This is a genomic window from Roseburia zhanii (assembly GCF_014287635.1).
Classification (GTDB): Bacteria; Bacillota; Clostridia; order Lachnospirales; family Lachnospiraceae; genus Roseburia_B; species Roseburia_B zhanii.
This window is the reverse complement of the sequence record NZ_JACOPH010000002.1, coordinates 303,302-328,160: the sequence shown is the minus strand read 5'-3', so window position 1 is coordinate 328,160 and position 24,859 is coordinate 303,302. Positions and strand designations below refer to the sequence as shown.

General features: G+C 40.7%; 18 protein-coding genes and 1 other RNA gene. 15 read left to right on the top strand and 4 right to left on the bottom strand.

Going from position 1 to position 24,859, the window contains the following annotated elements; genetic code table 11:
• Positions 1-18: 18 nt before the first annotated feature.
• From rpoD to H8S17_RS04540, 11 genes are all read left to right on the top strand, one after another.
• Positions 19-1,191 carry an RNA polymerase sigma factor RpoD gene (rpoD, locus tag H8S17_RS04590; protein ID WP_207723359.1) on the top strand — a complete coding sequence of 391 codons (1,173 nt, stop codon included), beginning with the start codon at positions 19-21 and terminating at the stop codon, positions 1,189-1,191.
• Between the two features lie 4 nt (positions 1,192-1,195).
• On the top strand, positions 1,196-1,921 hold the full coding sequence (locus H8S17_RS04585) for a tRNA (adenine(22)-N(1))-methyltransferase (RefSeq protein WP_186866417.1): 726 nt from the start codon (positions 1,196-1,198) through the stop codon (positions 1,919-1,921).
• 13 nt (positions 1,922-1,934) lie between these two features.
• Positions 1,935-2,717 (top strand): Nif3-like dinuclear metal center hexameric protein, encoded by a 783-nt coding sequence (locus H8S17_RS04580; protein ID WP_186866416.1) that lies wholly within the window; start codon positions 1,935-1,937, stop codon positions 2,715-2,717.
• A gap of 11 nt (positions 2,718-2,728) precedes the next feature.
• The gene (locus H8S17_RS04575; RefSeq protein ID WP_186866415.1) at positions 2,729-4,390 is read left to right on the top strand and encodes a nucleoside kinase; all 1,662 of its coding nucleotides are present in this window, start codon (positions 2,729-2,731) and stop codon (positions 4,388-4,390) included.
• Between the two features lie 56 nt (positions 4,391-4,446).
• Positions 4,447-4,786: RNase P RNA component class A (gene rnpB, locus H8S17_RS04570), an RNA gene on the top strand.
• 84 nt (positions 4,787-4,870) lie between these two features.
• On the top strand, positions 4,871-5,929 hold the full coding sequence (locus H8S17_RS04565; RefSeq protein WP_186866414.1) for a type IV pilus twitching motility protein PilT: 1,059 nt from the start codon (positions 4,871-4,873) through the stop codon (positions 5,927-5,929).
• 108 nt (positions 5,930-6,037) lie between these two features.
• Positions 6,038-6,433, top strand: coding sequence for a hypothetical protein (locus tag H8S17_RS04560; protein ID WP_178051346.1), 396 nt, complete (start codon positions 6,038-6,040; stop codon positions 6,431-6,433).
• 11 nt (positions 6,434-6,444) lie between these two features.
• Positions 6,445-7,323 carry a DUF5685 family protein gene (locus H8S17_RS04555; RefSeq protein ID WP_178051345.1) on the top strand — a complete coding sequence of 293 codons (879 nt, stop codon included), beginning with the start codon at positions 6,445-6,447 and terminating at the stop codon, positions 7,321-7,323.
• Positions 7,307-7,966: a J domain-containing protein gene (locus H8S17_RS04550; RefSeq protein ID WP_178051344.1), complete on the top strand. Its 660-nt coding sequence runs from the start codon at positions 7,307-7,309 to the stop codon at positions 7,964-7,966. The genes H8S17_RS04555 and H8S17_RS04550 overlap by 17 nt, the downstream gene beginning before the upstream one ends.
• 10 nt (positions 7,967-7,976) lie before the next feature.
• Positions 7,977-8,330 carry a hypothetical protein gene (locus tag H8S17_RS04545; protein WP_186866413.1) on the top strand — a complete coding sequence of 118 codons (354 nt, stop codon included), beginning with the start codon at positions 7,977-7,979 and terminating at the stop codon, positions 8,328-8,330.
• Positions 8,320-9,552 carry an O-antigen ligase family protein gene (locus tag H8S17_RS04540; protein ID WP_243237975.1) on the top strand — a complete coding sequence of 411 codons (1,233 nt, stop codon included), beginning with the start codon at positions 8,320-8,322 and terminating at the stop codon, positions 9,550-9,552. The genes H8S17_RS04545 and H8S17_RS04540 overlap by 11 nt, the downstream gene beginning before the upstream one ends.
• 110 nt (positions 9,553-9,662) lie before the next feature.
• Here the strand turns inward: H8S17_RS04540 and glmS are convergent, their stop codons facing one another.
• The 3 genes from glmS to pyrB form a co-directional block, all read right to left on the bottom strand.
• On the bottom strand, positions 9,663-11,477 hold the full coding sequence (glmS, locus tag H8S17_RS04535) for a glutamine--fructose-6-phosphate transaminase (isomerizing) (RefSeq protein ID WP_186866411.1): 1,815 nt from the start codon (positions 11,475-11,477) through the stop codon (positions 9,663-9,665).
• A gap of 320 nt (positions 11,478-11,797) precedes the next feature.
• Positions 11,798-12,241, bottom strand: coding sequence for an aspartate carbamoyltransferase regulatory subunit (locus H8S17_RS04530; RefSeq protein ID WP_186866410.1), 444 nt, complete (start codon positions 12,239-12,241; stop codon positions 11,798-11,800).
• Between the two features lie 4 nt (positions 12,242-12,245).
• Positions 12,246-13,160 (bottom strand): aspartate carbamoyltransferase, encoded by a 915-nt coding sequence (pyrB, locus tag H8S17_RS04525; protein WP_178051339.1) that lies wholly within the window; start codon positions 13,158-13,160, stop codon positions 12,246-12,248.
• A gap of 441 nt (positions 13,161-13,601) precedes the next feature.
• Here pyrB and H8S17_RS04520 point away from each other — a divergent pair, with 441 nt between their 5' ends.
• Entirely contained in the window at positions 13,602-13,994 is a 393-nt protein-coding gene (locus H8S17_RS04520) for a PH domain-containing protein (RefSeq protein ID WP_186866409.1), read from the top strand.
• A gap of 48 nt (positions 13,995-14,042) precedes the next feature.
• Here H8S17_RS04520 and H8S17_RS04515 read toward each other — a convergent pair whose 3' ends face one another.
• The gene (locus H8S17_RS04515; RefSeq protein WP_178051337.1) at positions 14,043-14,462 is read right to left on the bottom strand and encodes a putative ABC transporter permease; all 420 of its coding nucleotides are present in this window, start codon (positions 14,460-14,462) and stop codon (positions 14,043-14,045) included.
• 227 nt (positions 14,463-14,689) lie between these two features.
• On the opposite strand from H8S17_RS04515, the gene H8S17_RS04510 reads away from it, so the two are divergent.
• Genes H8S17_RS04510 through H8S17_RS04500 form a run of 3 tightly spaced genes read left to right on the top strand, consistent with a single transcriptional unit; the run spans position 14,690 to position 24,503 of the window.
• Positions 14,690-19,888, top strand: a complete 5,199-nt coding sequence (locus H8S17_RS04510; RefSeq protein WP_186866408.1) for a family 43 glycosylhydrolase — start codon at positions 14,690-14,692, stop codon at positions 19,886-19,888.
• 39 nt (positions 19,889-19,927) lie between these two features.
• Positions 19,928-23,491 (top strand): carbohydrate binding domain-containing protein, encoded by a 3,564-nt coding sequence (locus tag H8S17_RS04505; RefSeq protein ID WP_186866407.1) that lies wholly within the window; start codon positions 19,928-19,930, stop codon positions 23,489-23,491.
• Positions 23,492-23,507: 16 nt separating this feature from the next.
• The gene (locus H8S17_RS04500) at positions 23,508-24,503 is read left to right on the top strand and encodes a peptidyl-prolyl cis-trans isomerase (RefSeq protein WP_186866406.1); all 996 of its coding nucleotides are present in this window, start codon (positions 23,508-23,510) and stop codon (positions 24,501-24,503) included.
• Positions 24,504-24,859 lie beyond the last annotated feature (356 nt).

Sequence of the window (24,859 nt, the reverse complement as noted above, 5' to 3'; positions counted from 1 at the left end):
CTATGAGAGGAAGAAGACATGGAAGAAAAGAAAAGTAAAACAGAAAAGAGTACGAAAAATCAAAAAACAGAGATTGTTGCAGCAGATAAAGCGGAGCGTGCAGCAAAACTGACAGAGAAATTAAAAGAACTTGTGGAAATCGCAAAGAAAAAGAAAAATATGCTCGAATATCAGGAAATCAGTGATTTCTTCCAGAGCATGGAATTAAATGCAGAAGAATTTGAAAAGATCTTAGACTGTTTAGAGGCAAACAATATCGACGTGCTTCGTATCAGTGATGACGAGGATGACGAGGAGATCCTCTTAGATGATGAAGAAGAAATCGAAGTGGAGAAGATCGATCTCTCTGTACCGGATGGAGTGAGCATTGAAGATCCGGTGCGTATGTATTTAAAAGAGATCGGTAAAGTGCCGCTTTTAAGTGCAGAAGAAGAGATTGAATTAGCAAAACGTATGGAACTTGGCGATCAGGAAGCTAAGAAACGGTTAGCAGAAGCGAACCTTCGTCTGGTTGTTTCCATTGCAAAGCGATACGTAGGACGCGGTATGTTGTTTTTAGACCTGATCCAGGAAGGAAATTTAGGTCTTATTAAAGCAGTCGAAAAATTTGATTACCGGAAAGGATATAAGTTTTCCACTTATGCAACGTGGTGGATTCGTCAGGCAATCACAAGAGCGATCGCAGATCAGGCAAGAACAATCCGTATTCCGGTGCATATGGTAGAAACGATCAACAAACTGATCCGTGTGAGCAGACAGTTATTACAGGAATTAGGACGGGAGCCGTCACCGGAGGAAATTGCAGCAGAGATGAATATGCCGGTCGACCGTGTGCGTGAAATCTTAAAGATCTCACAGGAACCGGTTTCCTTAGAAACACCGATCGGTGAAGAAGAAGACAGCCATTTAGGTGACTTTATCCAGGATGATAATGTTCCGGTTCCGGCTGATGCAGCAGCATTTACACTGTTAAAAGAACAGCTTCAGGAAGTACTTGGTACGCTGACAGAACGTGAACAGAAAGTGTTGACACTCCGTTTCGGTCTGGATGATGGCCGTGCAAGGACATTAGAGGAAGTAGGAAAAGAATTTAATGTTACCCGTGAACGAATCCGTCAGATCGAAGCAAAAGCCCTGCGCAAACTGCGTCATCCGAGCAGAAGCCGCAAGTTGAAAGATTATTTAGAGTAAGCATATGGTAAAACTTTCAAAAAGATTGTCACATCTGGCAGATATGGTATCAGAAAACAGTATCCTTGCAGATGTCGGCACTGACCATGGATATATACCGGTCTGTTTAGTACAGACAAATAAGATCGCAAAAGCATTTGCGATGGATATTAAAAAAGGTCCGCTGCTGCGTGCCAAAGAACATATTGAAACATATGGATTGGGTGATTACATAACAACAAGACTTTCTGATGGAGTAGCAGCTCTCTTAGAGGGCGAAGCGGATTCCATTCTGATCGCAGGAATGGGCGGAGGTGTGACACTCCATATCTTACAGGATGGAGAGGCTGTGATCGCATCAGCAAAGGAACTGATCTTACAGCCGCAGTCAGACATTGCAAAAGTACGGGAATACATTTACCGGAAAGGTTATGTGATCGATCGGGAAGATATGGTCTTTGAAGATGGAAAATATTATCCCATGATGCATGTGGATCTTACGAAGCAGCTGACAAAACAAGAGCAGGATAGATATTTGAGTGAAGATGGGCAGGTACTCTGCCGTTATGGAGAATGTCTGCTGCGTGATAAAAATGAAGTTTTATATTGTTTTTTACAGCATACCATCAGTCAGCAGGAGCAGATACTTTTGAAACTTTCAAAAACAGAACAGACAGAAGCAGTCATACTGCGTATAGGGCAGATCGAAGAAAAACTTGCCTGTGCAAAATTGGCGCTGGCATATTTTTAAGGAGTGATATCAGGTGAAGTGTAGAGAATTGATTCATATTTTAGAAGAACAGTCACCGGAATATTGTGCCTGTGACTGGGATAATGTAGGACTTTTAACAGGCAGCTTAGAAAAAGAAGTAGAAAAAATCTATATTGCATTAGATGCAACAGATGCAGTCATTGATGCGGCAGTCGCAGCAGGTGCAGATATGTTATTGACGCATCACCCGCTTATTTTTAAAGGGGTGAAGCAGATCACATCAGACGATTTTACCGGCAGAAGGCTGATCAAACTGATCCGGCATGATATTGCCTGCTATGCGATGCATACGAATTTCGATGTCAGAGGCATGGCAGATCTATCAGCAGCCATGATCGGATTGGAAAAATGCAGAGTATTGGATGTAACAGCCGTTACAGACGGAAAAGAAGAAGGCATCGGAAGAACCGGCAATTTGATCGATCCTATGACATTAAAGCAATGTGCATTATTTGTAAAAGCAATTTTCTCTTTAGAGCAGGTCAAAGTATTCGGGACACCGGATACGATCTTAACTAGGGCGGCTATTTCACCGGGATCTGGAAAAAGTGAGATCAAAAATGCGATCGCACAGGGCGCAGATGTACTTATTACAGGGGATATCGACCACCATGACGGAATTGATGCAGTAGCACAGGGACTTTGTATCATAGATGCCGGACATTATGGACTGGAACATATTTTTGTATCCTATATGAAAGAATATTTAGAACGCCGTTGTGAGAATATAGAGATTATGACTCAGAAACTGACATTTCCGTTCTGGGTGGTTTAAGGAGAGATGATATGGGTGAAGAATATGTAACACTTAAGATCAACGGAGAAGAAAAAAACTATAAAAAGGGAACTTTATATCTGGATATTGCAGAGGAGTACCAGAAAGATTATCAGGACGATATTGTATTAGTCACATTAGATAACAGACTCTGCGAACTGCATAAGAAAGCAGATAAAGATGGAGAACTTAAATTTGTGACAACAGCCGATGCCGCAGGACGCAAAGCATACCGCAGAAGCCTGACACTGTTATTACAGAAAGCACTTTATCATCTGCTTGGTAAGAAAAAATCCGTGATACGTGTGATGCATTGCATCAGTCAGGCATATTACTGTGAATTAGTGGAATATGGAAAACCAGACGAAGCCTTATTGCAGCGTGTCAAAGAAGAAATGCTGCGTATGGCAGAAGAAAAACTCCCGATCGAAAAAAGCAGTATGGGATTAGATGAAGCCGTTGCCCTGTTCCATGAACTGGGCATGACTGATAAGGAGCGTCTGTTCCGTTACAGAAGAAGTTCTAATGTCAATATCTATTCCTTAGATGGATATTTAGATTATTTCTATGGATATATGGTAGCACATACCGGATATTTAAAATATTTTGATCTACGGCTCTATGATGACGGTTTTGTACTCATGTTCCCAAATGAAAATACAAAAAAAGTTGCAGAGTTTAAGCCTTCAGTAAAACATTTTGACACTTTAAACAGTGCGAGGGAATGGAGCCAGACGATGGGCGTCGGTACGATCGGAGCATTAAATGATGCGATTGCACAGGGCAGGATGCAGGAAATGATCTTAGTGCAGGAAGCCTTAATGGAAAAGAAAATCGGGGAATTGGCACAGAAGATTGCATCTTCCCAACACCATAAATTTGTGATGATCGCAGGGCCGTCCTCATCAGGAAAAACAACATTTTCACACCGCCTTTCCATTCAGCTTGCCACATTAGGACTGCATCCTTATCCATTAGGTTTAGATGATTATTACCACAGCAGGGAGAAGTGTCCGAAAGATGAAAATGGTAACTATGATTTTGAATGTTTAGAAGCCTTAGATGTGGAACTGTTCAATCAGGATATGCAGGCACTTTTACATGGCGAAACCGTAGAACTTCCGACATTTAATTTTAAAACAGGAAAAAGAGAATACAAAGGCAGAACCTTAAAATTAGGCGAAGGAGATATTTTAGTCATTGAAGGTATCCATGGCTTGAATGACAAATTATCTTATACCCTGCCAAAAGAAAGCAAATTTAAGATTTTTATCAGTGCCTTAACACAGATCAACGTGGACGAACATAACTACCTGCCAACGACAGACGGCAGACTGATCCGCCGTATTGTAAGAGATGCGAGAACAAGAAATACAACTGCACAGGAAACGATCGCCATGTGGGATTCTGTCAGACGCGGAGAAGAGAAATATATCTTCCCATTTCAGGACAGTGCAGATGTTATGTTTAATTCGGGCTTGATTTATGAGCTGGCTGTGTTAAAATCATATGCGGAGCCGTTATTGTTCGGAATCGAGAAAACGGCACCGGAATATATGGAAGCAAAAAGACTTTTGAAGTTTTTAGATTATTTCCTGCCGGTACCTAGTGAGGAGATCGGAAGAAATTCCATCTTAAGGGAATTTATTGGCGGAAGTACGTTTCATGTATAATAGAATTGTGTGAGTTGCATAGCAATGGAACAATTCATGTATTAAGTCAATCATAGTAAGTAGGGTAAATGATCGCGGCTGTATGAACATACAGGTGAGGAAAGTCCGGGCTTCACAGGGCAGGATGCCGGATAACGTCCGGTAGAGGCGACTCTAAGGATAGTGCAACAGAAATATACCGCCAGATTTTTCTGGTAAGGGTGGAAGGGCAGTGTAAAAGACTACCGCCTTTCTGGTAACAGAGAGGGCATATGTAAACCCCATCCGAAGCAAGACTGAATAAAAGCGTTGACGTGGCCCGCCAGCTTTAGGTTAGTTGCTTGAGATAACTGGTAACAGTTATCCTAGATAGATGATCATTCACGACATAACCCGGCTTATCGCTCTGCTTACATTATTGAGAGTATCCGTCAGCAGGCATCAGGATCAAAAGATGCCTGCTGAACTTTTACATATATGAGAAGGATCAGGGGGATTTCCATGAATATTAGAGAAATATTAGAAAAAGCCTACCAGAAAAAGGCATCGGATATCCATATCATACCCGGCTGTCCGGTGATGTTTCGGATCAACGGACAGATGTGTGCACAGGAGGAGATCTGTACAGAAAAAACAGATATAGGGCACTTTTTGCAGGAACTGCTGACAAAAGAACAGTTTGTCACATTAGAGCAGGAAGGCGAGATCGATACCGCTGTCACTCTGCCGGAATTTTCGAGAGTACGTGCAAATATCTACAGACAGCAGGGGATATATGCGATCGCAGTCAGAATGCTTTCGGCAACCATACCAACACCGGAAGAATTAGAACTGCCTAAAGCAGTAACAGATCTTACGAAAGAGAATAAAGGTCTGGTACTCATTACCGGAGAAGCGGGAAATGGAAAGACGACAACAATCGTAAGTCTGTTACATAAGATCGCAGAAACAGAAACAAAAAATATCATTACGATAGAAAATCCAATCGAATATGTGATCCCGCATGAAAAGAGCATGATCTCCCAGCGTGAGATCGGAAGTGATACGACAAGTTATGCAAAGGCAGTAAAAGCAGCCCTCCGGCAGGACCCGGATGTGATCTTTATAGGGGAACTGTCCGATGCAGATACGATTTTAGAAGCAATCGCAGCAGCAGAAGCAGGGCATTTAGTATTTTCTTCCCTGCATACAAACCGGGCAGAAGATACATTACACAGGTTGATCGATATTTTCCCGGAACACAGAAGACAGCAGATCCGCGTCCAGTTAGCAGATGTATTAAAAGGGATCGTGGCACAGTGCTTAGTCCCTTATCAGCAGGCAGAAGAAAGAAAGGCTTTATTTGAGATCATGTCCGTTGATAAAGAGATACAGACATTATTAAGGGAAGACCGTATCTCACAGATCCCGTCTGCAATGGAAAGTAAAAAGAACGTGAGGATGCAGACATTAGATGATGCACTTTTAGAAGCCTATATGAAATGTCAGATTTCCGCAGAAACGGCTGTGTCTTATGCATTTGACAGTGAACGTATGAAAGAGCGTACCAAAATTTACTAAATATTATCTGTTTATAAAATGTTTCTTAAAAGACGATAGGTTTATTGACAGTCAGGATTGTAAAATGTACCATAGTTTTAAACAAAAGAAATGAAGGTGCATGATAATATGAAAGAAAAAGTACAAAGATTTATGATGGGGCGCTATGGTTTTGATGAACTCTCCAAAGTATATTTAGGAGTAACGATCGTATTGATGATCTTATCCATGTTTGTAAAAAGCTCCCTTTTATATGTTTTGGCATTGCTGTTATTAGTTTACAGTTACTATCGGGCGTTTTCTAAGAATATCGCTAAAAGGCAGACAGAGAACCAGAAATTTTTAAACAGCAGATATCAGGGCGTAGTCAGCTGGAATAAATTTAAGAACCGGCAGGCACAAAAGAAGATTTACCGTTTCTATAAATGTCCGCAGTGCAAACAGACAGTCCGGGTGCCAAAGGGCAAAGGAAAGATCTGTATCACCTGTCCGAAGTGTCAGACGGAATTTATTAAGAAAAGTTAGGAAGAAATGCTATGTTTGGATATATCAACATTAACAGACAGGAATTGACAGAAGAAAGTGCAAAAGCGTATCAGTCTTATTACTGTGGACTTTGCCAGAAATTAAAGAGTAACTGTGGAACCAAAGGGCAGATGCTTTTAAATTATGATATGACATTTCTGATCGTACTGTTGACAGGATTATATGAATTAGAGCATGAAGAAGTGACATTTACCTGTCCGATCCATCCGACGAGAAAACAGAGGGCATGGATCAATGAAGCAACGGAATATGCAGCTGATATGAATGTGATCTTAGCCTATTATAATTTAGAAGATGACTGGAAAGATGAGCGGGCATATACGAAGAAGGCATTTGCTAAAATGCTTACAAAAGATTATGAGCGTATTAAGCAAAAGTATGGCAGACAGGTACAGGCAGTAGAAACTTATATGGAAAAACTTGCTGCCGCAGAAAAAGCAGGAGAAGAAAATATAGATGTCATTGCAGGACTGACCGGAGAAATGGTCGGAGAGATCTTCGACTGGAGAGAAGACGAATGGTCGGAAGAACTGCGCTGCTTGAGTTTTTATCTTGGAAAATATGTTTATCTGATGGATGCATACGAAGATATTGAGAAGGATAAGAAACGTCAGGAGTACAATCCGTTATCAAAGATGGTTTGTGAAAAAGAGGGCGATTTTGAAACTTTTGCAAAACTGCTCTTAACGAGTATGATGTCAGAATGTGCAAAGTCTTTTGAGCGGCTGCCGATACTTGTACATGCCGATATTCTTAGAAATATACTCTATTCCGGTGTCTGGTCGAGATACGAATATCTACAGCTTAAGAAGAAAAAACAGCAGGAGAAAAAAGCAAAGAGAGGAAAAGCAAATGTTAAATCCCTATGAGATACTAGGCGTATCTGCGAATGCCAGTGACGAAGAGATCAAAAAGGCATACCGTACATTGAGCCGCAAGTATCATCCTGATGCAAATGTCAATAACCCGAATAAAGAGCAGGCAGAGGAAAAATTCAAACAGATCCAGCAGGCATATGATCAGATCATGAAAGAAAAACAGCAGGGTTACAGCTATGGTGGCAATGGTTACAGTTACGGAAATGCAGGAAAATCCACTTATGGCTATGGCGGAAACCGGACATATGGCGGATATTCTTCAAGAAACAGTGATTCCATTGAATTACAGGCAGCAGCGAATTATATTGCAAGCCGCCACTATGCAGAAGCATTGCATGTATTAAGTTCTATTGTTTTTGCAGAACGCGGGGCAAGGTGGTATTATTATAGTGCGATGGCGAATGCCGGCATGGGCAATAATGTTACAGCCAAAGAACATATCGATCAGGCTGTTGCATTAGAACCGAGTAATATGGAATACCGGCAGTTTAAGCAGCATTTAGATTTTGGAGGAACATGGTATCAGGATATGGGTCATAGTTATGAAAGACCTTATGCAGGAACAGGAAGCTGGTGTCTTAGTATGCTGTTTTTGAATATGCTCTGTAACTGCTGTTGTCTAAGACCATGTTAAGTGGGAGAATATGAGAAAACAAAAGAAAGCAGGAAGAAAAAACAAAGCCGTAAACCAGACAGAACGGACAGATCTTACAGGAATCTATATCACACTTCTGTTTATATTGTTTCCCTTAGCGATCCATTACGGGTACACAGATATCCTTACGGTAAAAACAAATATTTTCTATATTCTTACAGAAAGTTATCTGTTTCTTATGTGTATTTACTTTCTGACAAGAGAATCACATACAGAAAAGAAATTCTGGGACAGCAGGTCTGTGTCAGATTTTTTTGCGTTGGGATTTCTGGTTACGGCAGTTATTTCATGGCTTTGTAACGGGAATAAGAAGGAACAGTTTTTTGGCACTTATGGCAGATAATATGGGACTGCTTGCGGTCATCTGCTGTGTGCTGTTATATCTGACAGTCAGGGCAACGCTGCAGTTTAAGCAGTATGTCATCAATGGCATATTAGCAGCCGGAATGGTGGTCTGCTCTCTGGCTGTGATCAACCATTTGGGATTTGATCCGTTGTCGGCTTATGTGGGATTTGAAGCAGATACGAAATTTTTATCGACACTTGGCAACCGGAATACGTTAGCGGCATATATCGCTCTGCTCCTGCCATTTGGCATGACATTTTTTATGGTCAGTAAACAGTGGAAATCAAAGATCTATTATGGAATCTTTTGTTTTATCGGATTTCTTGGAATGACAGCCGCAGACAGTGACAGTGCCTATCTCGTTACAGGAATCATGTTTTTGGTTTCATTACTGCTAGCCAAAGAAACAGAGGAAGGATTTTATCTGATTACTTTAGTTTCTGTTTATTCTGTGGCGGAACTTTTATTTGTGCTTTTACGAAAGATCAGAGGGAAAGAGTCCTGTCTGTATCTGCATGGAGGGCTTCCAGAGATGCTTTTAGATATCAGGATCAATCTTGTTTTGCTAGTGATTACCCTGATCTTACTTTTGACAGGATATATGTTATGGAAACAAAAGAAAGATGCAAAAGTATTCTGGAAATGGTTTCGGATCGTCATATTAAGTGTAACTGCTGTTTTTGCAGCAGGGCTTGTGATCTTTATGATCTATGTAAATGTGGCATGGACAAAACACGAGGCAAAAGAACAGTTAGGAGCCTTATATTCCTATCTGTATTTTAGTAATACATGGGGAACGAAACGGCTGCGTATCTGGAGAGCGGCACTAGAGATCTATATGAGAATGTCAATTCCAAAGAAGCTGATCGGAGTGGGACCAGCCGGATTTTATTTTGCATCACAGACGTATTTATCAGCAGAAGAGTTAGCTGCATTTGCCAACGAGGGGCAGCTGATCGATGCACATAATGAATATCTGCAATATCTGGTGACGTATGGCATGATAGGTGTTGTGTTGTTTATCGGATATGTGACTTCAGCCATTAGAAGTATTTTGAAGGTAGGAAAAGAAAAACGTGAGATACTTGCGTTTGCTATGGCAGGGATTGCATTTTTAGTTCAGGCAGTTGTAAATAATGCACATATTTATATAGATCCATTGGCATTTGTATTACTGGCTATGGGAATGAGTTTTGTGAATGAGGAGAAGTTAGTATAGTATGGAAGGACCGGATAGTTACAAGAAGAAAATAAAAACAGCAGATATAAGAAAAGCACAAAACCGTTTAAAAAAATCCGGTTTTGTGCTTTTTTGTGATCGTTCTCTGTTTATTCTACAGTAACCGATTTTGCTAAGTTTCTTGGCTGGTCAGGATTCAATCCTTTGCCGACAGAAGCATAGTACGCGATCAACTGGAAGATCACAACCGCAGAGAAGATTGCAAATGCATCCGGTGTATCTGGAAGCTGTAAATGTACATCACAGATGGAGTTATCTGTAATGGACTGATCTTTGCTTAAGAGAATGACATAAGCACCTCTTGCCTTTACCTCGCGGATATTAGAAATCACTTTACTGTATACATGCTGCTGGGATGCAACAGCGATCACAGGAACACCTTCACTGATCAGTGCGATCGTTCCATGTTTTAATTCACCGGCAGCATAAGCCTCCGCATGAATGTAAGAAATCTCTTTTAATTTTAAAGCACCTTCCATGGAAAGTGTATAATCAAGTCCACGGCCGATAAAGAATGCATTCTGTGCATTGATCATACGTTTTGTCAACTGCTCGATCGTATCAGCCTGCTCAATGAGTGGTGCGATCGTGTCAGGTACTTTCTGTAAGGTCGCGATAAAATCTTTTGCATAGGTTTCGTCAATCTTATGCAGTACAAGACCGAGTTTACATGCTAACAGATAGAAACTTGCAACCTGTACGGTATATGCTTTGGTACTTGCAACTGCAATTTCAGGGCCTGCATGGGTATAAAGCACATAATTGCTTTCCCTTGCGATCGAAGAACCTTTTACATTTACGATCGCTAAAGTCTTTTTCGTATATTTGTTTGCAAGGCGGAGTGCTTCAAGTGTATCGATCGTTTCACCGGACTGTGATACGACGATGACCATGGAGTTTTCACCGATCACAGGTTCTTCATAGCGGAACTCCGAAGCGATCGCTACCGTTACAGGGATTTTAAGCATACTCTGGATCAGTGTTCTTCCGACCATTCCTGCATACATTGCAGTACCGCAGGCAACTACAGTGATATCCGAACAGTTTTCAAAGAAAGAATCCGGTATGGCATCTTCTGTAAAATCCGGTAAGCCGTTTTTGATCCTTGGAGCGATCGTACGAGTGATCGCAGCCGGCTGTTCATGGATCTCTTTTAACATATAATGCGGATATCCTTCTTTCTGGGCAGCAGTAACGTCCCAGTTTACTTCTAAATATTCCGGTTCCACGGCATGACCGTCAAGATCATGTAACAAGATACCATCTGCGGACATTGTCAGGATATGATATTCCGGTACGATAAAATAGCGTTTGCTATATGCGATAAATGCTGTCAGGTCAGAAGCGATAAACGAACCTTCCTTGCAGTAAGTAGCTACCATCGGGCTTACATTACGGACAGCATAGATCTTTCCCGGATGATCTTTAAACATGATACAAAAAGCAAACGAACCGCAGAACAGTTTTACCGCTTTTTTGATCGTTGCCTCCGGATCTCCATTATAGAGCTTGTTGAAAAGAGCAGCAGCAACTTCAGTATCTGTTTCTGAGATCAACTGGGACTGCAGGTCATATGTTTCGACAAGTTCGTGATAGTTTTCGATAATGCCGTTATGGATCAGAGCAACATTTCCAACCTTGTGTGGATGTGCATTGGCATTTGTAACACCTCCATGTGTTGCCCAGCGGGTATGACCGATTCCACAGGTCGAGTTGTTGTCATCATCACAGATCGCACGCAGATCAGCAACTTTTCCGACCGTTTTCCGAATGGAAATCTTTCCGGTGTCTTTGAAATAAGCAATACCTGCACTGTCATAGCCGCGGTATTCCAAACTTGCAAGACCGTCTAATAAAATACTCTGTGCTTCCCTTTTTCCGGTAAATCCTATAATTCCACACATATTAAAAATCTCCTTTTATTCAATTTTATGATTATCAGACGGTTTGCAGAAGCTTTGTTAAAAAGTCACCTTTTCTTTTTGACTGCTGCATACGTGACCGCCTGTCACGTTCAGGCATCCGCCGAACCTTCGATCACCTGAATCCTCGTCAACCAGTGTATGTTATCCGTACCCCACTGGTGCATGGCGCTAAAGTTTCTAACTTTTCGAAATTCATGTCCTCCCAGCACGAATTGTCTTATTCTAACATATTATAATGGCAGTGTCAAAAAGTAAAAATAAGCACCGGAAAACATATTTTAAGCTTTCCGGTGCCTGTGTTAACGTGTGATATTTATTTTTTTCTTCTGTTGTTCTTCGCAGTATTTGCAGCGATAGATCTCTTTTTTGGAATCTGTCAAAATAAAGATCTGGTCAAGTTCCTGTTCAATCGAAGTGATACAGCGTGGATTCTTACAGTTGATCACATTGACGATCTGTTTTGGCAGATGCAGTTCTTTTTTCTCAACAATCTCATCATTCTGAATGATATTGACGGTGATATTGTGATCGATAAATCCGAGGATATCAAGATCCAGGGCATCGATCGGACACTCGACTTTGATGATGTCTTTTTTACCCATTTTATTACTTTTGGCATTTTTGATAATAGCAACAGGACAGTCAAGCTGCTCTAATTTCAGATATTTATAGATCGACATACTCATACCTGCCTTGATATGGTCAAGTACGAAACCTTCGTGGATACCACTGATATTTAACATATGATTACCTCCATTTCAACAGGGTGAGAATTAACGCCATCCGGACATAGACACCATACTGTACCTGCTTAAAATATGCAGCTCTTGGATCGTCATCGACTTCAACAGAAATTTCATTTACACGAGGAAGGGGATGTAAGATCAGCATATCTTTCCTTGCAAGGGAGAGTTTGTCCTTTGTTAAAATATAGAAATCTTTCATGCGTACATAATCTTCCTCATTGAAGAAACGTTCTTTCTGTACACGGGTCATATATAAAATGTCAAGTTCAGGAAGGGCATCTTCTAACCGTTCTAATTCTTTAAATGGAATATTGTTTTTCTTTAAAACATCTTCTCTGATATAGTCAGGAACCCGCAGTTCTTCCGGTGAGATCAGTACAAATTCTACGCCCGGATAACGGGTTAAGGCATGGATGAGAGAGTGTACGGTACGTCCGAATTTTAAATCACCGCAGAGTCCGATCTTTAAATGATCTAAGCGTCCTTTTAAGGAACGGATCGTAAGAAGATCGGTAAGTGTCTGGGTTGGATGCTGATGACCACCATCACCGGCATTGATGACTGGAATAGAAGATTTAGAAGAAGCTACAAGAGGTGCACCCTCTTTCGGATGACGCATAGCACAGATATCTGCGAAGCAGGAAATAACACGGATTGTATCAGAAACGCTTTCACCTTTTGCAGCGGAACTGCTGTCTGCACTTGAAAAACCTAAAACAGAACCACCAAGATTTAACATGGCAGATTCAAAACTAAGTCTTGTACGTGTGCTCGGCTCATAAAAACAGGTTGCCAGCTTCTTTCCTTCACATGCATGGGCATATTTCCGGGGATTTTTTTCGATGTCGTTAGCCAGAGTAAGAAGTTCATCTAATTCTTCTACAGAGAGGTCTAACGGGCTCATTAAATGACGCATAAAAGTCCTCCTTCATGATGATAAATGATAAAATTTATTCATAAATGGGCAAAAAAAAATCCTGATGCAGAAATTTTCTTTGCGGCATTTTTACTATCATATACCCTCAAAACAGAAATTGCAAGAAAAAAATGTTTTCTTTCAGAAATGATTATGGTACTATGGTTACAGTTCACACAGCAGACAGACATTTACTGTCTGACTGCGTAAGAAAGTGATTCAAGTGGTGATTTTTGCTTCGCAAAGCGAACTTTCATGTAAAAATCACGAGTTACTGCTCACGGAGTGAACAGTAACGTACTATGTTGATACAAGGGTCAAAAGTCATTTTCCTTGGAAAATGAACGGATTCCAAAGGTGTGCAGAATTGCGGGAACTGCCACGCAGCGGAGCAATTCGTGTATCAACTAATTTGAAGAATTTGAAAGGGAGAACAATATCATGGCAGATAACAGAAAAGATAATAATGAAGAAATCATGTATAAGGAAAGAAAGCGTCTTTTATTTTTTGGCTTACCGTGGACATTTACAAAATATACCATTACACCATCTGTACTGACGATTGACGAAGGTCTGTTAAAGACAACAGAGAACGACTGTTACATGTATAAGATACAGGATGTCAGACTGACACAGACAATAGGAGAGAAGATTTTCGGTTTAGGCAGCATCGAATGTTTTTCCGGTGATGTCACACATCCTGATCTGAAACTGATCCATATCAAACATGCAAAAGAGATTAAAAATTACATATTAGATGCATCTGAAGAGGCACGTATGAGACGGAGAACTGTCAATACGATCGATATCGGAGCAGATGCATTAGATGATTGATCGTTACTGCTTACGGAGTGAACAGTAACGATTGATCCACTGCAGTAGTCATGGTTCATTATTATGGTCCTGTAAGTGGCAGAGAATATGTTCAAAGAGCAGACCGGCTCCCATCCACAGAGGGAGATAGTCTAAACGGATCAGTCCGTTGATATTGAGTTTTGCATTGCTATAGTCCCAGGGGCAGAGTTTGTGTTTCTTTAAGAAACTTCCACTGAAATATTCAAAAGAAATAATACCGATCCCATAGATTCCACTGCGTAAAAGCAGTGGATATTTTTTTATATAAGGATATAATTCCCCGATCAGGGATGCCATGCCATAGATCGGAAACATCCAGATCGAAGTGTTCCCGGTTAAAGTTTTATCTTTTTTACTGAAAGATCCAAGAGAAGTATAGATGATCTCCATACACCATCCGGTCAGTCCGCAGATGGCAAAGTTTTTTTCAAAATGATGTTTTTTCATAAAAGAAGTGTGTGCAGGAACGATAAAAATATACCTTATATAAGAAAAAAATGAAAAAAAGACAAACCGCACAAAAATCATACAAAAAACTTATTTATTTTTACTAAAAATGCCATAAAAAGTAAACTTTTACTAAAAACTGCATTGAAAAAATATGCAATATTATATAAGATAGTATATGTGAAATATATGGGAAAGCTGGCAATATTGCCAAAAGGAGGAAAAATATGAAGGGACTCAAAAAAGTGTTGGGTTTTGTAACTGCAAGTGCACTGTTTGTAACTGCATTGCCGGTAAGCAGTATGGATATGACCGTATTTGCTGATACGGCTGTTACAGCAGATAAGACGATCCGGTTACAGCCAGGAGATGCATCTGCGTTCCATGATACGGATGAAGATGGATTTGGTGAGTTTGAAGGCTGGGGAACTTCCCTTTGCTGGTGGGCGAACCGTATTGGTTATAATGCAAAATTAACAGATGAGGCGGCAAACGCATTTTTCGGTGATAATGGACTGGAAATGAATATTGGCCGTTATAATGTCGGTGGTGGTGACAATGTCGGAACAGAAGATGATGGCAGTGAATACTGGCATAAAGCACATATCGTCCGTTCTGATTCCGCAGTACCGGGATATGCCACAGATGTAACAAAGATTGACACATCAAAAAAGACGATTGAAGAATATAAGTCAGAGTTTACCAGAGTAGATGAAGAATGTGGTTATGCATGGAACTATGACTGGAATGCTGATAAGAACCAGATGAACGTTCTGATCGCAGCAGCAAAGGCAAGTGGAAAAGATTTTATTGCAGAAGCATTTTCTAATTCACCGCCATATTTTATGACAGAAAGCGGATGTAGTTCGGGAAATACAAATTCAAGTGTAGACAATCTCCGTAAAGATTCCTACAATGCATTTGCAGCATATATGTCAGATGTCATTGTACATTGGGCTAAGGAAGGTGTGATCGATTTCCAGAGTACAACACCTATGAATGAGCCGGATACCAATTACTGGGGTGCAAACAGCAATAAACAGGAAGGCTGTCATTTTGATCCGGGCCGTTCACAGTCAGAGATCATTGTGGCGTTTGCAAAGGAATTACGTGCACAGATCGCAGCATCTGATAATGACAATGTAAAAGCATTAGAGAATATCATTTTTTCAGCATCAGATGAAACAAGCATTGATTCAGCCATTACAAACTATGGTTCTTTATCAAATGCAGCAAAGAATGTTGTAACAAGAATCGATACACATACATACAGCGGTTCAAAACGTGAAGAATTAAGAAAAACAGCAGAAGAAGCAGGTGAAAACCTGTGGATGTCTGAAGTAGATGGTGCTTATACAGCAGGAACAGATGCCGGTGAAATGACCGCAGCATTAGGACTTGCACAGAGGATCATGACAGACTTAAAGGGCTTAAAGTCTTCCGCATGGATTCTTTGGAATGCGATCGATATGCATTCAGACAGCACGACAAAGACAACATTATGGCCAAACAGTAACAATGATTTTGCATCTATGGATGATCTGTATGCAGCAGTAGATTTAAATGCAGGCTACTGGGGAATCGCATATGCAGACCATGATAACAGCAAGATTGCATATACAAAGAAATATGATGCATTTGGACAGTTCTCAAAATATATCAAACCGGGATATGCGATCATCGGATCAGATGGCAACACCTTAGCAGCATATGATCCAAATGAAGGAAAAGTTGTTATCGTTGCGATCAATACAGATAAAACAGACCAGACATGGAAGTTTGATCTTAAGAGCTTTGCTACGGTAGGAACGAATGTAACAGCAAACCGTACAAGTGGGAAAGCTGATAAAGCAGATTATACAACCAGAACAACCACTGATGGAGAACGCTGGGCAGATGTAGCAGCGTCTGATGATATCAAAGTAAACACAACAGGTAAATATTTTACAGCAACCGTAAAAGCTAATTCCATTACAACTTATACGATCGATGGAATTACTTATGATGCATCAACAGATGATTACGGTTATGATGATGCGTTCTTAAAAGAACTTTCTTTAGATGGGGCAGCCGTAACAGGAAGTACACCTTGGAAGGACAGTACAGTCAATACACCGGATAAAGTTATCGATGGAAACTACAGCACATTCTTTGATGGTGTAAGTAATGGATATCTGACGATCGATCTTGGTGAAGCAAAAGATATCGTAGCAGTAGGTTACGCACCGAGAAGCGGTTTTGGCGGCAGATGTGTCAATGCATCTTTCTATGGATCTACAGATAATACAACATGGACAAAATTATATACGATCACAAATACGCCATCCGCAGGTTCCATTACAGTAGCTGCATTAGATGATTTAGCAGGTTCTTACCGTTATATCAAATATGCAGTACCGGAAGGCGACAGCAGTGCAAACTGTAATATCGCAGAGATCAAATTATATGGAACCATGTCAGGCATAAGTGAGAAAATTGCTTACTACAAAGGACTGACAGATGGAAAGACTTATTCTGAAAAGACAAAAGCAGCTTTTGATGCAGCAATGGCAGCAGCACAGGCACTTGTAGATGATGGTACTACAGACAGAGTAAAATTACGTGATGCAGCTTATGCACTTGAAGATGCTTATAACGCATTAGTTGAGGTCGGAGAAAAGAGCTCTTTCTCTGGTGTAGATGGAACAGTTATGTATGATACAGAAGGCAATGTGATCCAGGCACATGGCGGCCAGATCCAGCAGATCAGATATGATTATGATTACAATGGAAATGGCACGTTCGATGATGATGAGCATACATTCTGGTACTGGGTTGGTGAAGATAAGACCAATGATTACCGTCCATGTCCGGGTATCCGCGGATATATTTCCAAAGACCTTTATAACTGGAAGGATATGGGAAATATCTTAAAGACAGCAACTGACTGGGATGAATTTACAACAGATTCTTATTTTACAGATCTGTATGGTTCCGCAGGTGTTTCAAAAGAGGAAGCAAAAGAAAGTGGTTTATGGGATATTTACGCAGATATCTGGAAAGGTGAATATTCTGATGAAGGATGCGTGATCGAGCGTCCGAAGATGCTTTACAATGCTAAGACAAAGAAATATGTGATCTGGTTCCATGCAGATGGACAGACACCGGAATCTACCGGAGGAAACTACGCAAAAGCAAAAGCCGGTGTTGCAGTTTCTGACAGTCCGTTTGGACCATTCAAGTTACAGGGAAGTTATTTATTAAACTGTGATGAAAATGCAGATCACGGATTCGATTCAGAGGGTGGTCATGTGCGTGATATGAACCTCTTTAAAGATGAGGATGGTACAGCATATGTACTTTATTCTTCCGATGGAAATCAGACCATGCACATTGCAAAATTAAATGATGAGTATACAAATGTAGCCAAAAAACAGGGTGAAGCTGTAGAAGGTGTTGATTTCTCGAGAAACTTTGTTGACGAATCAAGAGAAGCGCCGGCAATGTTTAAATACAATGGAAAATATTACCTGATGACTTCCGGCTGTACAGGCTGGTATCCGAATCAGGCAAGTTATGCTGTAGCAGACAGCCCGTTAGGACCTTTTACGACGGTAGGTGATCCTTGTACAGACAACGGATCAAGCACGACTTACGATACACAGAGTACCTGTATCTTCCCGGTAGATGCAGCAAAAGGTAAGTTTATTTATATGGGTGACCGCTGGAGCAATCCGGATAAAGGAAATGCATTACGTGATTCTAGATATGTATGGCTGCCGATCGAATTTTTACCGGACAACCAGATGGCGATCAGAAGATATACAGACTGGACATTAGAGGAATTAGAGAATAAAGAGGCATTTGCCGTAACAACAGAACTTCCTACGGTTGTAACGTCTGCCGCAGAAGTAGAAGAAAAGATGCCACAGACGCTAGAGATTACCTTAGCATCCGGTACCAAAGAAACCGTTGATGTCACATGGGATGGATTTCCGACAGAGGAACGTACATTAGGAATGGTTACATTAACAGGTACTATGAGTAATGGACGTGTAGTAACACATAAAATTAACGTTGTGGATGCAAAGACGATTTATTTCTTCGACTGTGCAGCAACAGAAGATGCAGGTTACCTGACTGTTTTAAAACAGCAGCTTAAGAATGGTTTGCGTAATACAGCAGCAGACCAGAAATATACATCTGCGAATAAAGCAGGTTATACAGGTATACTTGATACAGATTTTGGTATCAAAACAGCAGGTTCAGATATCTGGGCACATGGTTACTGGGCAAAGAGCGGTAAGAATATCACATATGCATTTAAGTTAGAAGCTGGTACTTATACCGTTGCAACCGGATATCAGGAATGGTGGAGTGCATCGAGAGGTATTCAGGTAGCAGTTACAGATACAAAAGATAATACATTAGCATCTAAGAGCTTTACACTTGCTTCTTCTGACACAAGCTTACAGAAGAATGTGCCATTTACGATTGATGAAAAAGAAGTAGTAACTGTTACAATAAGCAAGACGGGATCGGCTGATCCGGTCTTAAGCTGGATCGCTGTTATGCAGGATGAAAAAGGTGCAAGTATAGAAGACAGATTATTAGCAGCCGTTGCAGAAGGTGAAGCGCTGAACAAAGATCTGTATACTGCAAAGAGCTATAGTATTTATGCATCAGTTTTAGCATCAGCAAAAGAATTATTGGCACAGGACGATATCACAGAAGCAGATGTCAACCGTATGTTAAAGAACTTAAATGATGCAAAGACAGTCTTAGAGTTAAAGAGAGCAGATACACCAAATACAAACCCATCTGTACCGGATAATAGTTCTAATGCAGGTAATAACAATAGTAATCATACAACTGTAACACCACAGACCAAATCCGAACCGGTGATCATCTGTGATGAAGAATATGATGTAACATATGGTGATAAATCATTCCATCTTGGAGCAGAAGTTGCAGCAGGAAATGGAACACTCACATACAGTAGTTCCGATGACAAAGTTGTTTCTGTAGCAGCAGATGGTACTGTAACGATCAATGGTGTCGGTATCTGTACGATCACAGTAACACTTGCTGAGTCTACAGATTATACGGCAGTTTCCGTACCGGTAACCATTACTGTAAATCCAAAAACAGTAAGCGTTAAGCGTGTGAAAGCTTTATCCGGCAGGAAGTTAAAAGTCCAGTGGAAGAAAGATACAAGTGTGACTGGCTATGAAGTACAGTGTGCATTGAATAAGACATTTAAGTCTGGCAAAAAAACAGTGAAAGTAACAAAAGCAGGTACAACATCTGCAACGATGAAAAAACTGAAAAAAGGCAAAAAGTACAATGTACGTGTACGTGCCTATAAAGTAGTTCGTGTCAATGGAAAATCACAGAAACTGTATGGTGAATGGAGTAAAGTAAAAACCAGTTCCAAAGTAAAATAAGCAATGAAGGATCATAGAAGATCCAGAAAGGAAGCATATATGAGGAAGAGGATATTTCGTTCCGGCATATCTCTGATGCTTACAGCGGCGATGCTTGCGGGCAGTATGGCAGTTGCAGAACCTGTAAAAGCAGATGAAACTGTTGGAACAACATATTATATTGATGCTCAAAATGGGAATGACAGCAATGATGGTACATCCGAAAGTGCAGCATGGAAAACATTTGCAAATGTGGATGACCTGACATTGACAGAAGGAGATCAGGTTCTTTTAAAGGCGGGCTGTACATGGAACAGCGAAAAGCTGTTTATCCAGAATGCAAAAGGAACTGATCCGAATCCTGTTGTCATAGGTAAATATGGCGATGGAGCAGATCCTGTGATCAATGGTAATGGTAATCCATGGAATGACAGCAAGGATGTCAGCAGTCTGAAGAAAGAAGATGTTGCAGCCGTACATATCAAAAATTCAGAACATATTGTGGTACAGCATCTTGAAGTAACCAACTGGGAAAGCGATGAAGCAGATCTGATGGATGATACGATACCGGAAGGTGGATATCAGCAGAGTAAATCCATGCTGACAGGTATTTTAGTAGAAAATCGCGATGCTGGTGAATTGGAAAGTGTTGCAATCAAAGACAACTATGTACATGATGTCAATGGTTATATGTCAACAAATGGTTCCGAAGGTGATAAAAAAGGTTCCGGTGGTATCATGGCTTTAGTTACCGGTGGAACAACACAATCTTATTTTAATAATTTAGTGATTACTGGAAATAAAGTAGAAAAGGTATGCCATGAGGCTATTTATATGGAAAGCTGCTGGGCAGCACGTACTTTAGTTGGTGGTGCAAAGAGCCAGCAGGCAGGAAGTTTGGAATGGGTAGGCTGGTCAGGTGTCTATGTGGCAGATAACTATGTAAATAATGTTGCCGGAGATGGTATCGTACTGATCAATGCAGACGGTGGTGAAGCAGAGTATAACCTGATCACTGCCAGTGCAAAAGAAGATTGGAATTACAGCAGAAATCCCGCTCATGCAGCGATCTGGATGTGGAATTGCAATAATGTAACGATGAAGTATAACGAAGCAGCATATACAGAGAGTACGCAGGATGGTATGGCATTTGACTGTGATTACGGTAATCAGAATGTGATGTATGAGTACAATTACAGCCATGACAATAAAGGTGGTTTCTGGATGGCGTGTCCGGGACCATACTACACAGTCAATTCTGTAGTACGTTATAACGTCAGTATAAATGATGGTCTGTTCAATGGTGGTCGTATCATTCGTGTTGGTGAATATGGAAGTATTGGACATCAGGTATATAACAATACGATCTACTGGAACAATGGATATGAATTATCTGCTGTAGAACAGGGAAGCTGGACATCTGGTGTAAATGGAACGGTACCGGGTGTTACAAGCGGAACAGATATTTACAATAATATCTTCTATGGCGACAGCGGAACATTCGTAGATAATGCAGGAACAACTTACAATAACAACTGTGTATGGGGTGCAGCAAAAGACAGCTATATGGCAAATGTGGATGATGTCAATGCAGTGATTGCTGATCCGAAGTTTGTGGACGTAGAAGATTATACAACCGGAATATTTAATGAAAATAAAAGGGTAACACTTGGTAAAGCAGACGGATTCAAACTGACAGCCGCATCTCCTTGTATTGATGCAGGTATGGAATATATGGCTGTACCGGAGGAATCATTTGATGCTGTAGCAGATGAGATGGTAAAAACCAATATTACACTTGAAAATAAGGATTATGATGGAAAAGCAGTTCCGTATGAAGATACAAAAGTGGATATCGGAGCATTTGAGTATCAGGGAAAAGGTTTGGCACCGGAAGAAATTGTTACAGATAAGTCTTATTTAAAAGCATTACTTGCACAGGCAGAAGCTTACAAAGAAAGTGATTTTGAAACATCAGGATGGAGCGCATTTAAAACCGCTTATGATAAAGCACAGACCATAGAGAAACGTGTAGATGTGTTACAGGAAGTGGTAGATGCATATGCTAAAAATCTTGAAAACGCAATGATGGGACTTGCAAAATCCGGAGCAGTCCGTGAGGGAACACCGGCAGATGATACATTAAGTTCTTATACATCTGCTGATACAGTGGATAACTCAACATTTGAAAAGAGCGGTACAGACTGGGGTTACTGGCAGGCAACAGTATCTGTTTCTAATGAACAGGCACATACCGGTTCCGGAAGTCTTAAGATTGCAAAAACAGCAGGTAAAGATACCGGATATTCCGAACTTGGAAAGATCCCGGTAAAACAGAATACAGAGTATGTATGCGAAGCATGGATCTATTGTGGAGATTCCGCAGCAAGCAGTGTAGGATTAGAAGCAAAACATCATAACAGCTATGCAGGATCTGATATCAAACTCGGTACAGCAAGTGCAGAAGATGTTGAAGGTGATACATGGAAAAAAGTAAAAATGGAATTTACCACACAGGGGTATGACTGGATCAGTATTGCAGCAAGCAGTACATTAGATACCGCATATCTTGATGATGTTGTTCTTTATCAGAAGACATTTACAACTGATGAAGTGTTAGACCGTACAGGTTTACAGACTGTATTAGCAACAGTCCCATCTGAAAAAGAAGATGCATATATGTCAACAGCATGGAAGAATTACAAAAATATTTTAACAGCAGCAAGATTAAAATGTGCAGACGCAATGGCATCACAGGCAGAGTTAGATCAGGCGGTCTTAGATGTCAATGAAGCATTGAGTGCATTAGAGAATGCAAAACGTGGTAACAAGACCGTATTAACAGCTATGTATCATGCATATGCATCTGATGTACAGGGAAGTTACACAGCAGATACATGGAATGCATTCTGCAGCGCATTACAGAATGCAAAAGCAGTGATCGATGAACAGGATGCAATGCAGCCGGAAATTGATACAGCACTTGCAGCATTAGTAAATGCAAGAAATAATCTGAAGATTCAGGCAGGAAGTGGAAATGGAAATACAACAACCACTGTAACAACAAAAGCAGATCAGCAGATCACAGTAAAAGACAGTTATACAAAGACAGCCGGAGATAGAGCATTTACGATCAGTGCAAAATTAACAGCCGGAAATGGTACATTACAGTTTGCAAGTTCGGATGAACGTGTTGCAACAGTTTCATCACGAGGCAGAGTAACCGTAAAAGGTGCCGGAATCTGTAAGATCACAGTAACAGCAACTGCAACCGCAAATTATAATGCAAAGACAGCAGAAATTTTGATCAAAGTCAATCCGAAACAGGCAGCAGTTAAGAGTATCAAAGCTGCTAAGGGCAGGAAAATGACTGTAAAATGGGCAAAAGATTTTTCTGTCAGCGGATATGAGATCCAGTATGCATTAAAATCTAATTTCAAAGCTGCAAAGAAAGTGACTGTTAAGAAAGCATCTGCGGCATCTACAACCATTAAGAAATTAAAAGCCGGCAGGAAATATTATGTTCGTGTACGTGCATACAAAGATGGAAGTGTCAATGGCCAGACAGAAAAACTTTACGGAGCATGGAGCAAAGCAAAGAAAACCGGCAAGATTAAAAAATAAAGGAAGATAAGTCAGAATGCAGGGCAGAATCAGAAAAACGATTTCGATTGGCATGATGACAGTGATTTGTGCCGCAGTGTTTATATCCTGCGGCACAAGTGCTGTAAAAGACCGTGCCACAGTCATGGAGATTGATGGACAGATTGTACAAAAAGAAGAATACCAGATGTTAGCACAAAGCCATGTGGCAGAAGTGAAGATGCAGTATACGACCGATGAGGCAAACCGGAAGGATTTCTGGACAACGGAATTTGAAGATGGCAGACCGGTCGATCAACTGATCACACTTACAACTGATGAATTAGTCGAAAAAAAAGCCATAGCAAAACTTGCTAAAGATGCTAAGATCGATAACGATACCGATTATGCAGCCATGGAAGAATCATTAGGAAACCGAAATGAAAATGCGGTCTATGGTGTGACAGAGATGGAACTGTCAGATTATTATGAATATATTTATACGCAGACAGAATCAGAATTATTAGAATATCTGAAAAAGAAAAATCCTGTCACAGAAGAGGAAGTACGAAAAGCATATGAAGCGGATATTGAAGATTATACCAGTGATGTGAGTATAGATCTGTTAGTTGCAGAAATGGATGCAGATGCCAAAGCAGACGAACAGACACAGATAGTGAAAGCATTAGAAGAAGAAGCGGATATCAATGTGCTTACACAAAACTATCAGGATGTGGATTTTTATACGATCACATTGTCCTCTTTAAATACGCAGGAAGGAAAAACCGGTGTGTATACAAGCCGCTGGGAAGTGGCATCAAAGATGCAGCAGGATGAAGTATCAGATGCTGTTTATGCAGATAATCATGTACTGTTTATGCGCTGCTTAAACCGCAGTGAGCATGTGGCAGAACCTTTTGAAGATATCAAAGGAGAATTAGAGAGCCAGATCCTTACGAAAAATGCGAGAGCGGTTATACGGCAGGAAGCGGAGCAGGCAGAAGTGGTGGAAAAGGTTGATTTAGAGAAGGTTGTGTTAGAGGCTGTACAGTGATGGAAAAGTAGTGAGCCTGTGCTGGGTGGGGTATTGACAAACTGCCACAGAATCCGTATACTGCCGGCTCTTTTCAAGCCCGGCTTTTTAGTGTACCTAAGCAGGTGGTGACATAAGCGTTTATTTCAAAAACTGCCCCAAACTCGCCTTTTGACGTGGTGATAGGTTTTACGTTATCAGGCTCAGACAGTGGGGCAGTTTTTGACGCTTATGTCACCACCTGCTAAGGCACACACAAAAGCCAGTCAACGAAAAGAGCCGGCAGTATACGGATTCTGTGGCAGTTTGATTTACGCTGTGTGGGCACAGGCAATTTACTTTTTGGATGTGTGATGTTAATATGTAGGTAAATATTT